9 protein-coding genes are annotated in these 12,339 nt (G+C 67.1%); 7 read left to right on the top strand and 2 right to left on the bottom strand.

Annotated features, from left to right (window positions below; genetic code table 11):
* Window positions 1–60 precede the first annotated feature (60 nt).
* Window positions 61–1,239 (bottom strand): acyl-CoA dehydrogenase family protein, encoded by a 1,179-nt coding sequence (locus CXY72_RS09790; protein ID WP_104127510.1) that lies wholly within the window; start codon window positions 1,237–1,239, stop codon window positions 61–63.
* A 123-nt stretch (window positions 1,240–1,362) separates the two neighbouring features.
* On the opposite strand from CXY72_RS09790, the gene manA reads away from it, so the two are divergent.
* Window positions 1,363–2,664, top strand: a complete 1,302-nt coding sequence (manA, locus tag CXY72_RS09785) for a mannose-6-phosphate isomerase, class I (protein WP_104127509.1) — start codon at window positions 1,363–1,365, stop codon at window positions 2,662–2,664.
* A gap of 35 nt (window positions 2,665–2,699) precedes the next feature.
* Here manA and CXY72_RS09780 read toward each other — a convergent pair whose 3' ends face one another.
* Window positions 2,700–3,656: a GlxA family transcriptional regulator gene (locus CXY72_RS09780; protein WP_104127638.1), complete on the bottom strand. Its 957-nt coding sequence runs from the start codon at window positions 3,654–3,656 to the stop codon at window positions 2,700–2,702.
* A 280-nt stretch (window positions 3,657–3,936) separates the two neighbouring features.
* Here CXY72_RS09780 and galE point away from each other — a divergent pair, with 280 nt between their 5' ends.
* The 6 genes from galE (at window position 3,937) to CXY72_RS09750 (ending at window position 12,324) form a co-directional block, all read left to right on the top strand.
* Complete coding sequence (gene galE / locus CXY72_RS09775) at window positions 3,937–4,902, top strand: UDP-glucose 4-epimerase GalE (protein WP_104127508.1); 966 nt, start codon at window positions 3,937–3,939, stop codon at window positions 4,900–4,902.
* A 217-nt stretch (window positions 4,903–5,119) separates the two neighbouring features.
* Entirely contained in the window at window positions 5,120–5,437 is a 318-nt protein-coding gene (locus CXY72_RS09770; RefSeq protein ID WP_104127507.1) for a WhiB family transcriptional regulator, read from the top strand.
* Between the two features lie 166 nt (window positions 5,438–5,603).
* Window positions 5,604–8,618, top strand: a complete 3,015-nt coding sequence (locus CXY72_RS09765; protein ID WP_104127506.1) for a glycosyltransferase family 2 protein — start codon at window positions 5,604–5,606, stop codon at window positions 8,616–8,618.
* Complete coding sequence (locus CXY72_RS09760; RefSeq protein WP_104127505.1) at window positions 8,608–10,065, top strand: DUF5719 family protein; 1,458 nt, start codon at window positions 8,608–8,610, stop codon at window positions 10,063–10,065. Before CXY72_RS09765 ends, CXY72_RS09760 begins: the two co-directional genes overlap by 11 nt.
* A 181-nt stretch (window positions 10,066–10,246) precedes the next feature.
* Window positions 10,247–11,197: an MTAP family purine nucleoside phosphorylase gene (locus tag CXY72_RS09755; RefSeq protein WP_370446248.1), complete on the top strand. Its 951-nt coding sequence runs from the start codon at window positions 10,247–10,249 to the stop codon at window positions 11,195–11,197.
* A complete protein-coding gene (locus tag CXY72_RS09750) occupies window positions 11,194–12,324 on the top strand; it encodes an NAD(P)-dependent oxidoreductase (RefSeq protein WP_104127504.1) in 1,131 nt (376 codons plus the stop codon). The genes CXY72_RS09755 and CXY72_RS09750 overlap by 4 nt, the downstream gene beginning before the upstream one ends.
* Window positions 12,325–12,339: the final 15 nt, after the last annotated feature.

The following is a 12,339-nucleotide window of genomic DNA, read 5'->3' as shown; positions in this document are numbered from 1 at the left end:
TATCCCGGGCCCGGGCGCACACGCACCCCCGGGCATGGAATCGGGGCCGTTGGTATGAGCTCAGACGAAGGCGGCCTGGCCGGTGATGGTACGGCCCACGATGAGAGTGTTCATCTCCTGGGTGCCCTCGTAGGAGTAGATGGCCTCGGCGTCGGCGAAGTGCCGCGCCACGTTGTACTCGAGGGTCACGCCGTTGCCGCCGAACAGCTCGCGGCACCACGCCACGCTCTCCCGCATGCGACTGGTCGTGTAGGCCTTGGTCAGCGCGGAGTGCTCGTCGCGCTGCACACCTTCATCTTGCAGCTGCGACACCCGTACGACCATGCCGAGGCTCGCGGTGATGTTGCCGAGGCTCTTCACCAGCAGATCCTGCACGAGCTGGTGACCGCCGATGGCCTTGCCGAACTGTTCGCGCTTTTTCGAATAGGCCACGGCAGCGTCGTAGGCGCCGATGGCATTGCCGACGGCCGCCCACGAGACCTCGGCGCGCGTGGCCCGCAGCACCTTGGCGGTGTCCTTGAAGGAGTTGGCGTTCTGCAGGCGCAGGTGCTCGGGCACGACCACGTCGGTCAGGGTGATGTCGGCGTTCTGCACCGTGCGCAGGCTGATCTTGCCCTCGATCTTGGTGGCCGAGTAGCCGGCGGTGTCGGTGGGAACGATGAAGCCCTTGACCTGGTTGTCGGCGGTGTCCTTGGCCCAGATGATGGTCACATCGCTGAAGGTGGCGTTGCCGATCCAGCGCTTGGCGCCGTTCAAGGTCCAGGTGTCGCCCGTACGGGTGGCGGTGGTGCGCAGGCCCTGGGCCGCATCGGAGCCGGAGAGCGGCTCGGTCAGCCCGAACGCTCCCACGATCTCGCCCGCAGCGAGGCGCGGAATCCACTCGGCGCGCTGCTCGGCAGAGCCGCAGGCCGCAATCGACCCGGCCGACAGCCCGTTCTGCACGCCGACGAAGGTGGCAACGGATGCGTCCACTCGCGCCAGTTCCAAAGCCGCGAAGCCACGGAACACGGCCGAATTCGTGAACGGTTTCGTTTCGTCCCAACCGAAGGAATACACACCGAGCTCGGCGAGCGGCTTGATGATCTGGGCAGGGAATTCGGCGCGTTCCCAGCATCCGTTCGCGATGGGACGAATCTCCTGGTCGAGGTAGGCGCGCAGCTTCAGGATGGCCTCCTGCTCGGGCGCGGTGAGAAGGTTTTCGTAGCCGAAGATGTCGCTGCCGAGTAGCTCAAAGGTCATGGATGCTCCGTTGCAAAATAGGCGGTCGATACGCAACCGGTCTAGCCATCAGCCTAGGGTCGTTGGCTGGATGATTGAAGTCGGTTGGTAGTTTGGTCTAAACAGCGTACGAAGGAGCCGAAAATGTTTGTGGGCATCACCAATACCCCGCGCGATTACGCCTGGGGCTCCACACGAGCCATCGCCGATCTGCTCGGTCATACGCCGTCGGGCGGGCCGGAGGCCGAGCTCTGGCTCGGGGCCCACGCCGGCTCTCCCTCGGTGATCGAGGATGCGGAGCAGGCGGGCGGTTTCACCGATCTCGCTGGCTGGATCGCGGCTTCGCCGGCGATAGCACTCGGAGCGGACTGGGCGACGCGGCAAGCGGATCCCGCCGGCTCGGCCACGGCGGCCCCGCGCCTGCCGTTCCTCCTGAAGATTTTGGCTGCGGGACGCCCGCTATCGCTGCAGGCGCACCCAACGACCGAACAGGCCCGTGCGGGGTTCGCGCTTGAGAACGAGGCCGGAATCGCCGTCGACGCCGGCAACCGCAACTACCGCGACCCTTTCCATAAGCCCGAACTTCTCTTTGCGCTCAGCGACACGTTCGAAGCGCTCTGCGGGTTCCGCCCGCTCGCCGAGGTACACGGCATCATCGCCGAGCTGCGCCTGCTCGACCTCGCGAACGAGAACCCGCAGGCCGGCGCCATCGACCTGCTCGAGCAACACCTGGCCGAGGGCCTGCGCGACACCGTTGACTGGCTGCTGCGAGACGGCCGCGGAGGCGACTCGGGCGAGGTGAAATGGCTGGTCGAACGGGTGGTCCTGCTCGCCCAGCACGCCAAGTTCCTTGCCGGAGGGGGAGCAATCATCGGCTACGCGAATGAGCTGGCGGCGGTGCGCGTGCTCGCCGCCGAGTACCCCGGCGACCCCGGAATCGTGCTCGCCTTGCTGCTGAACCGGGTTTCCCTGAAGCGTGGTGAGGTGTTGTATCTGCCGGCCGGCAGCATCCACGCGTATCTGTCCGGACTCGGCGTGGAGGTGATGGCGGCCTCCGACAACGTGTTGCGCGGCGGGCTCACCCCCAAACACATCGACATCGAAGAGCTGCTCGCGGTGCTCGACTTCACTCCGGCGACGTCGCCGCTCCTCGCTCCGATCGTTCTCGCAGACGGCGTCTCACGGTACCGGCCCGGGGTTGCCGACTTCGAGCTCGTGCGCATCCACGCGGATGCCGACGCCGCGTCGCCGGCGCCCGTCACGATGCGACAGGTCACCCTCACCGGCCCGTCCATCGCAATCTGCACGGCCGGCGGATTTCTCATCGCGGGCGGCGCGTCGTCGCGACCGCTCAAGCACGGCCAGGCCGTGTACATCACGCCGGATGAGGGCACCCTGACGTTCGCCGGCACCGGCGAGGTCTTTCTCGCGATGCCCGGTGCGTAGCCCGGTTTTCGACGAACGCCGGCACGTCCGATCGGCTAGCCGACCCTGCGAGGGCCGAAGGCCCGGCGGTAGGCGGTGGGGGTGGTGTGCAGCACCTGCAGAAAGTGGTGACGCATCACGGCGGCTCCGCCGAAACCGGTATCGACGGCGATTGCTTCGAGGCTGCGCGAGGAGTCTTCGAGCAGTTCCTGCGCCCGCAGCAGCCGCTGCCGGTTGAGCCAGCGGGTGGGCGTCGTGCCGAGCTCGGCACGGAACCGGCGCGCGAAGGTGCGCGGCGACATGAGCGACTTGCGGGCGAGCAGGTCGACCGGCAAGTCCTGGTCGAGGTGGCGCAGCATCCACTCGGTGACGGCGGCGAAGGATTCGTTCTGGCAGTCGACGACCGATGCTTCGATGTACTGCGACTGCCCGCCGTCGCGCTGCGGCGGCACGACCATGCGGCGGGCGATGACGTTGGCGGCCGTCACGCCGAGTTCGGTGCGCACGATGTGCAGCGCGGCGTCGATGCCCGCGGCGGTGCCGGCCCCGGTGACGACGTGGCTGTCGTCGACGAACAGAACATCGGGGTCGACGGTCGTCTCGGGGAACGAGCGGGCGAGGGCGTCGGTGAACATCCAGTGGGTCGTGCTGCGGCGGCCATTGAGGATGCCGGCCTGGGCGAGCACGAATGCACCGCTGCAGACGCTGAGCACCCAGGCGCCGCGGGCTTCAGCGTCGCGCACCACCTGCAGCACGCGCGGGTCGACGGACTCGCTTTTTTCGTAGCCGGGAATGGCGATGAGGTCGGCATCGGCCGCGGCTGACAGGTTGTCGTGCACGACGATGTCGAAGCCGATCTTGGTGCGGATCGGTCCGGGTTCGGCGGCCACGACGTGAAAGTCGAACAAGGGCCCGCCCTGGGCGCTGCGGTCGATACCGAACACCTCGCAGATCACGCCGAATTCAAACGGCGCCAGACCCGGAAGGGTGACGCAGACGATCTTCTGGAGCATGAGCATCCTTTCCTCAACATTGGCAGGAATGTATCAAACAGTGACGACTCTGGCACTCGCGGCAGAAAAGCACAATTCATAGAATTTCTGCCATGTTCATTTTCTTTTGGCTTCTCACAGCTCTCGCCGTCACGGCTATCGTTGGCACGATTCGCGCTATTCGACGCGATAGCTCTGGTCGAAGAGCCCCCCTGATAGCCGACGAGTATGATGCCGCGGTTCGCTGGCGCTAGCCTGTAGCGGTGGCGCACCCGAGTGTCGCACGAACGAACGGGGCGTTATGGCGTGGTTGGTAACCGGCGGAGCGGGCTACATCGGATCCCACGTGGTGCGTGCGTTCCAGGCTGAAGGCCTCGACGTGGTCGTGCTCGATGACCTCTCGAGCGGCCACGAGTCGTTTGTACCGGCGGGGGTCCCGTTCATTCGGGCGAATGTGCTCGACGGTGGCACCCTGTCGCAGGTCTTTCAGGAGCACCATGTGAGCGGCGTCGTCCATGTTGCCGGATTCAAGTACGCCGGCGTCTCGGTGCAGCGCCCGTTGCACACCTACGAACAGAATGTGACGGCTACCGCCACGCTGCTCGCCGCCATGAACTCGGCCGAGATCGACCGCATCGTGTTCTCATCGAGCGCTGCCGTCTACGGCACGCCGCGCACGGACCTCGTCACCGAAGACACACCGAAGAACCCGGAGTCGCCCTACGGCGAATCCAAGCTGATCGGCGAGTGGCTGCTGCGCGATCAGGCCGTCGCAACCGGGCTGCGCCACACCTCGCTGCGCTACTTCAACGTCGTCGGCTCCGGTGACCTCGCCCTGTGCGACACCAGCCCGCACAACCTCTTTCCGCTGATCTTCGCCGCGCTGCTCGAAGGACGCACCCCGCGCATCAACGGTGACGACTATGCCACGCCCGACGGAACCTGCGTGCGCGATTACATCCACGTGGCCGACCTCGCGCTCTCGCACGTCGCCGCAGCCCGCCGCCTCGACGCCGGCGACGCGATCGAGCCGGTCTACAACCTCGGCAGTGGCGACGGCGTCTCGGTCGGTGAAATCATGGCGAGCGTGCGCCGAGTCACCGGTATCGACTTCGTACCAGAGATCGGCCCACGCCGTGCCGGTGATCCGGATCGCATCGTGGCCTCCGGCGCGCTCGCGGCCCGTGATCTGCGCTGGAGCATGAGCCACACCCTCGAGCAAATGGTGCAGAGCGCCTGGGACTCCTCACGCGCCTTCGTGCGCTGAGAGCAGCGACACGCCGACTCCGGGCCTGATCGTGCTACGTTCGCAACATTGCTCCACACATGCTGCCCTCGAACGCGCGAATTCGTCGTCACCGTCGGCGCGTCGCAACCCTCTAGCCCGTATTGAGGGTTTACGATCTGCGACTTGACGTTATCGAATTACACCGGTGTAATTAGATACAGCACTAAACGGTGCGGAGCGAGCGCTGGGAGACGATATGGCTATACCTGACTATCGTTCCGGAGTACCAGAGGACTGGTTCGTTGACCCCGTCACCCTCGGTGTTCCAGGAATACGACAAGATCTCGGCGACGAAAACCTGTTGGCCTGGCAGGCCGACTCGCTCTGCGCGCAGACCGACCCCGAGGCATTCTTCCCCGAAAAGGGCGGTTCCACGCGCGACGCTAAGAAAATCTGCTCCGGCTGCGAAGTTCGTAACCAGTGCCTCGAGTACGCGCTCGGTAATGACGAACGGTTCGGTATCTGGGGCGGTCTGTCTGAGCGCGAGCGCCGGAAACTGCGTAAGCGCGCTTAGCGTTTTCTCGTCGGGCAACGCTCGGCCTCCCCAAGCGGATTCCTGGTCGGCCCGCTGTCGCGTCGCGGTGGGGGAACGGAAATTGCGGCATCCGTCCAGCCAATATTCGTGGCGCGCCCTCTCGGTTCAGGGCCGCTCGCCGATCCCGACCTAGGCTGGTTCTGTTATGCAACCGAGAGTCACCGCCATCCTTGTCGCCCGAAACGGCGCGAAACACCTTGAGCGAACTCTCAAGGCGCTGTCGCTACAGACCCGTAAACCCGACATTGTCATCACCGTCGACTGCGGCTCGAGCGATGCGACCGCGCAACTGCTCGCCGAATTCGGGCCGACGCAGTTCATTGCCGCCGACGCCGATCTGCACTTTGGACAGGCGATTGCTGCCGCCGTGCGCGTGACGCCGCCGCCCACGCACGATCGCGAGCTGCTCTGGCTACTCGCCCAAGACAGCGCGCCCGACCCGACTGCGCTCGAGGTGCTCGTAGACGCACTCGAGATCGCCCCTTCGGTAGCCGTCGCCGGGCCCAAGGCGATGGAGTGGATCGCCAGCGAATATATCCACAACTTCGGCGAGTCGATGACGCCGGCCGGTGCCACCGTCACCCTGGTCGAGAGTGAACTCGACCAGGGCCAGCACGACGGCCTGAGCGACGTACTCGCCGTCAGCGCCGGCGGTCTGCTCGTGCGCCACATGGTCTGGGAACAGCTCGGGGGATTCGACCCGGCACTACCGACCGTGGATGACTCGCTCGACTTCTGCGTGCGCGTACGCCTGGCCGGGTATCGGGTATCGGTCGTACCGGCCGCTCGTGTGGCATCGGCCGGTGACGGTGTTGCCGGACCAAACCAGTCCTCACGGGGGCGCCTTCGTCGCCGTCGGGTACGGGCAGAACGCTCTGCCCAACTGCATCGCCGCCTGGTCTACGCTCCGGCCTGGACCCTGGTTTTTCACTGGCTGTCTCTGCTGCCGCTCGCCTTTCTCCGATCAATCGGGCAACTGCTGCGCAAAGAACCGGGCGCGATTGTCGGAGAATTCGCTGCGGCATTCGGCGCCGCTTTCAATGGAATGCGTGTTGGTAATGCCCGCCGTTCCTTCGCCAAGACCCGAACTCTCGGCTGGGATGCCATTGCGACCCTGCGGGTTCCCTCAGCCGAAGTGCGCCGACGGCACGCGCTCAAGCGTGAAGCGAGCCTGTTCGGCCTGCACGGCGAACGGCCCGAAATTCGATTCTTCTCCGGCGGCGGCGCCTGGACCATGCTCGCCGCGGCCGTTGTGGGAATCATCATGATGGTGCCGTTGCTCGGCGCCGACACCCTCACCGGCGGCGGCCTGTTGCCGCTCTCACCGAGCCTGCCCGAACTGTGGGCAAGCGTCGGCTACGGCTGGCGCGATCTCGGACTCGGCTTCGTCGGAGCGGCCGACCCTTTTGCCGCGGTCGTGGCCGTGCTCGGCTCGATCGCGTTCTGGTCGCCCTCGTTCGCGCTCGTGCTGGTCTATGCCCTGGCCTTTCCGCTCGCAGCAATCGGCGCGTGGATGGCCGCAACCCGACTGACCGACCGCGGCAGCCTGCGGGCCCTCGCCGCCGCACTCTGGGTGCTGGCCCCGACGTTTCTGATCGCTCTCGCTACCGGACGCCCCGCCGCGATTCTCGTGCACCTACTGCTGCCCTGGCTGTTCTTTGCCTGGTTCGCCGCCGCGCGCACCTGGTCGGCGTCGGCATCCGCTGCCCTGCTCTTCGCTGCCGTCGTGGCCTGCGCGCCGTCCCTGGCCCCAGCACTGCTCGTCGGCTGGCTGTTCAGCGTGGCCCTGGCCGGCCGTCGGGTGATGCGCTTCATCGGTATTCCAATGCCGGCGCTGGCTCTGTCGTTGCCGCTCATTCTCGACCGGGGCCTGCGCAGTGACTGGCTGGCCCTCGTCGCTGACCCGGGCTTGCCCGTGCCGAGCGCGCACGCACCCACCCTGCAACTGCTGCTCGGGCTGCCCGGCTCTGACGGCTGGGCGGCTGTGCTCGACCGGTTCGGGATCGTCGGCTTCGACCCGCAACTGTTCGTGCCCATCCTGCTCGCGCCGCTGGCCGTGCTCGCCCTGCTGGCGCTGCTGCTGCCCGGCGCGCGTCTGGCCGGCGGCGCCTGGCTGGTCGCGCTGCTCGGCTTGGGCACGGCCCTCGTCGCCAACCAGCTCGTGCTTGCCGCGATCGGAGCTGAACCGGTGCGCGTCTGGTCCGGTGCCGGCCTCAGCCTGTACTGGCTCGGCCTGGTCGGCGCCCTCATTATCGGTCTGCGCTCGCTGCGCCGGTTCGCGTCGACGCCCGGCGCTGTCGCAGCCCTCGCCCTGGCCGTGGTTGTACTCCCGCTTATTGGTTCATTGCACGTCGGCACTGCGGTCGTGCGCGAGGGAAACGGGCAGACCCAGCCGGCCTTCGTTGCCGCTGAAGCTCAGATCGACAACCGGGTCGGCACGCTCAAGCTCACCCCACAGGTCGATGGCGGCTTGCTCGCGTCGATCGAGCGCGGCGTTGGCGCCACCCTGAACCAACAATCCACTCTGGACAGCACGGACCAGACCCTCAGCGTCCGTGAGAAAATGCTGGCGGAGCTCGCCGGCAACCTGGCCTCGCGCAGCGGACGCGATGCCAGCGCTGACCTGGCCGAGTTGGGCATCCGCTTTATCGTCTTGCAGCCGGCCGGTTCCGGCATCGACGCCGCCGACACCGCATTGCGCACCGAAACCGCCCTCGATGGCAACTCGGCGCTGGCTCCGGTCGGCGACACCGAGTTCGGCCGCCTGTGGCAGTTCGGCGAAACGGATACTGCGGCGTCTGTGCCCATACCGGTTCGCGCCGGCGGCGTCTTCGGGTTTGTGACCCTGCTCATCGCTTTCGCCGTAGTGGGCAGCGCGGTGCTGTTGTCGCTGCCGATCGGCGCCGGCCGTGAAGCCGTGCGGCAGGCTAATCGTGACGCGATTCGGCGGGCGGCCCGCGCTGACGCCAAACAGAAGCCCAAACGGGTGCGGCGGGCGAAGGGATCGGTGGCGTCTGACCTGAATACCGACCGGGAAATGCCGCTCGGTACCGACCTTGAAGCGGACCTCGCGATAGACCGGGAAACCGGCGTCGGCACCAAACTGGAAGCACCTGATGGTGGCACCGCCGATTCCGTGGAGGGCGACAATGCCCGATAAAAGCCAACTTGCCCGCATCGGCGGCCGGACCGGACGCGGTGTGCTCGGCCTCGTCGGCATCGCCGTCGTTGTTGCAACGCTCGGCGCGGCCACGCTCGTGACCCTGCCGACCATCGAGCGCGACCCGCAATCCAGTGAGATCTTGCCCCTGCCGAGTGAGCAGCAGCGGGTCTGTCCCGGGCCGCTCCTGACCCTCGCCGAGGACTCGACAAAGGCGCAGTCGGCGTCGAGTGTAGGGGCGGCATCCGCTGTGTACGGCGCCGTTGACGCGGTGTCGCTGCAACAGATTCGGCCGCAGGTGACCGAGATCACCGCCGTCGACGATTCGAACAGTCGTCAGCCGCCGTTACTGCTGACCGTTCCCGTGCAGAATGGTGCCACCGTGCCGCCACTAGTGGCCGGCAGCCAGTCGCAGGTTGCCGCCACCGACACCATTGGCGGACTCGCCGTCGCTGCCTGCGCTGAAGCGGTCAGCGACAGCTGGATCGTCGGTGGGTCGACCGATATCGGAAGCACCAGCCTGCTGCTGCTGAGCAACCCGACCCCCGTGCTCGCGACCGTCGACGTGATGGTCTTCGGCGAGAGTGGCCTCGTCGACGCGCCCGGAGCGACCGGCATTCTGGTGCAGCCGGGGGAGCAGCGGGTCATCTCACTGGCCGGCCTCGCGCCGAACCTGAAATCATCGGTGCTGCAGGTGTCATCGCGCGGTGGCCAGGTGGCAGCGTCACTGGAGCAGAGCAGCATTCGAGGCATCGAACCGGGCGGAGTCGAAATCGTCGGTGTCACCGCGACACCCGCCACCGATCAGATCATTGCCGGGGTGCGCGTGATGGCGGCCGTCAGCGCTGAGACAGTCACGACGGGTGAGGGTTTCAACGCCGACACCCCGTCGATTCGGGTATTCGTGCCGGGCTCCAAAGCGGCGACGGTGCAGATCGGCGTGACGAGTGCTGATGGCACCGCAGAGGGAACGTCGACCCAGGTTAACGTCGAACCCGGCATCGCCACCGAGATTCCGCTTGCGCCGCTGGCCGTAGGCAGCTTCTCCGTGCACCTGCGCTCCGACGAGCCAATCGTCGCGGCGGCGCGCACCGCCACCGACAGTGCCGGCGGAAAGGACTTCGGCTGGTTCTCCGCTTCGGCACCGCTAGTCGGTTCATTCGCCGTAGCCGTGGCCGCCGGTCCATCGCCGACCCTGCACCTGGTCAACGGCGGGGCAGCGGATGCCGTACTCACCCTCACGCCCGACGAAGGCACCCCGGTCGACCTCCAGATCGACGCCGGGGCCAGCGCCACGGTACCGGTGTCTGGCGGAGCGACTTACGTTGTGAGCGGCGGTGTGGAACTCTGGGCGCTCGTGGACTACTCCGGCGACGGGGTGCTGTCGTCCTTCGCCCTCAACCCGCCCGGGCCGCTGGCGTCCTCGATCCGCGTCTACTCGCACTAGTTCTCCGCGGACGGGGCCTGGGCCTGGGCCCGGGCCCCGGGCCCCGTTTATAACCTGGGCCCGCGGACGGGGCCCAGGCCCGGAACGTGTGAGGAGCCTGTGTGGCAGCGGCTGGCTGCCGTGGTGTGCAGCTTTCGATGGCACACTGAACACTAGACATGTAACCCGCTGGGAGCCGCTTGTGACGCTTGACCCGACTGCCTCGTTGGCTGACCCCGTGGCCGATTCTTTGGCTGACCCTGTGATCGACCCGACCGCCCGGGCAGAGATCGCCGTCATCGGCGGCTCCGGACTCTACGAACTCATCGACCCATCCGGCGCCGTCACGCACCAGGTGCAGACGCCCTACGGAACCGCTCCGGTCACGATCGGCCTGCGCGCCGGTCGCCGCGTCGCGTTCCTGCCGCGGCACGGCAGTGGCCACAGCGTCGCCCCGCACCGGATCAATTACCGCGCTAACATCTGGGCTCTCGCCTCGATCGGCGTGCGCGCGATCATCTCCTCGTCGGCTGTCGGCGGCGTCACGCCGGAGTACGCGCCGGGGCTGCTCGTGGTCACCGATCAGTTCATCGACCGCACGAGCGGCCGCCCCGACACGTTCTACGACCGGGAATCGGTGCAGCACCTCTCAGCCGCCGACCCGTTCGACCCCTCGCTACGCGGCTATGCCGTGCGCGCGCTCGAGGACCTCGGGGAGAACTTCGCGCCGACCGGAACCGTCGTCGTTATTCAGGGCCCGCGCTTCTCGACCCGCGCCGAGTCGGTCTGGTTCCGGTCGATCGACGCGCACATCGTCAACATGACCGCCTACCCTGAGATCGTACTGGCCGGCGAACTCAACATGGGCACGGTCAACCTGTCGTTCGTAACCGACGCCGACGCCGGTCTGGCCCCGGTTGCCGCCGCTGATTCCGGCAGCCCGACACCATCCGTCGTCACAACCTCCAGCGCGACGGATGCCGTCACCGCGTCGGCCGTGTTCCGTCGCCTCCGCGACGCCCAGCCACGCATCCTGGCCGCGATCGACGGGATCCTGCGTGCCCTGCCGACGGACTTCATCCCCCGTGAGCTCATCGACCCGGCTCAGGTCGACGCCGTGCTGGCACGTGCCGTGGCATCGGAGATCGCATGACCGTCGTGCTCATCACCGGGGGCGCGGGCTTCATCGGGTCCGCGATCGTCGATGCCGCTCTTGCCCACGGCTACACGGTGCGCGTGCTCGACTCCCTGCGTGCCGACGTGCACGGCCCTGCCTCGGTGCTTCCCCCGGTTCCGGCTTCGAAATGGGGGCTTGGGGTCGGGAACGCTCGTCCGGCGGGGCTCGACTCGCGCGTGGAGTTCGTGCACGGCGATGTCACCGACCCTGCCACGGTCGCCCGCTCCCTCGCAGGCGTCGACGTGGTGTGCCACCAAGCCGCCAAGGTGGGCCTCGGCGTCGACTTTGCCGATGCCCCCGACTATGTACACAGCAACGAGGTAGGAACGGCGGTGTTGCTGGCCGCGATGGCCGAGCGCGGTATCCGTCGCCTGGTTTTGGCGTCGTCCATGGTGGTCTACGGCGAGGGCAGCTACCGTGGTCCGAACGGACCCACCCGGCCGGGCCCGCGCCTCGCGTGCGACCTCGACGCCGGACGCTTTGACCCCCTCGATCCCGAGACCGGGCAGGCGCTCGAACCCGTATTGGTGAGTGAAACTGATCCGCTCGACCCGCGCAACGTTTACGCGAGCAGCAAACTCGGCCAGGAATACCTCGCCACGGCTTGGGCTCGATCGACCGGCGGGCGCGTTGCCGCCCTGCGATATCACAATGTCTATGGTCCGGGCATGCCGCAGAACACGCCCTATGCAGGAGTCGCGTCGCTGTTCCGGTCGGCCATCGAGCGCGGTGAGGCCCCGCGGGTCTACGAAGACGGGCGCCAGCGCCGCGACTTCGTGCATGTGCGCGATGTTGCCGCGGCTAACGTGGCCGCGTTGGAGTTCACCGCTCCTGAGGGATCAACGCATTCCGGAGTTGTACGCCCATTCAACGTCGGCAGCGGAATTGTGCACACCATCGGGGACATGGCCACCGCCCTCGCTGCTGCGGCCGGTGGCCTGGCCCCGATCGTGACCGGGCAGTATCGGCTCGGCGATGTGCGGCACATCACCGCATCCTCCGAGCGCTTGCGCACCGAACTCGGCTGGTCGGCACAGGTCTCGTTCGAAGACGGTATGCGTGAGTTCGCCACGGCTCCGCTGCGCGCAGCAGTACGCCCCTGACCGCGCCCCCCGCCC

Source organism: Cryobacterium sp. Y57, assembly GCF_002929505.1.
In the GTDB taxonomy this organism is placed as follows: Bacteria; Actinomycetota; Actinomycetes; order Actinomycetales; family Microbacteriaceae; genus Cryobacterium.
Note: the sequence above shows the minus strand (reverse complement) of the source record. Positions and strands in the feature narration are given on the sequence as shown.

Bases quoted from the DNA above. Each gene is read 5' to 3' on its own strand.
- CXY72_RS09790 (WP_104127510.1), bottom strand. From the start codon at position 1,239: ATGACCTTTGAGCTACTCGGCAGCGACATCTTCGGCTACGAAAACCTT.
- CXY72_RS09760 (WP_104127505.1), top strand. From the start codon at position 8,608: ATGCCCGATAAAAGCCAACTTGCCCGCATCGGCGGCCGGACCGGACGC.
- manA (WP_104127509.1), top strand. From the start codon at position 1,363: ATGTTTGTGGGCATCACCAATACCCCGCGCGATTACGCCTGGGGCTCC.
- CXY72_RS09770 (WP_104127507.1), top strand. From the start codon at position 5,120: ATGGCTATACCTGACTATCGTTCCGGAGTACCAGAGGACTGGTTCGTT.
- galE (WP_104127508.1), top strand. From the start codon at position 3,937: ATGGCGTGGTTGGTAACCGGCGGAGCGGGCTACATCGGATCCCACGTG.
- CXY72_RS09765 (WP_104127506.1), top strand. From the start codon at position 5,604: ATGCAACCGAGAGTCACCGCCATCCTTGTCGCCCGAAACGGCGCGAAA.
- CXY72_RS09750 (WP_104127504.1), top strand. From the start codon at position 11,194: ATGACCGTCGTGCTCATCACCGGGGGCGCGGGCTTCATCGGGTCCGCG.
- CXY72_RS09780 (WP_104127638.1), bottom strand. From the start codon at position 3,656: ATGCTCCAGAAGATCGTCTGCGTCACCCTTCCGGGTCTGGCGCCGTTT.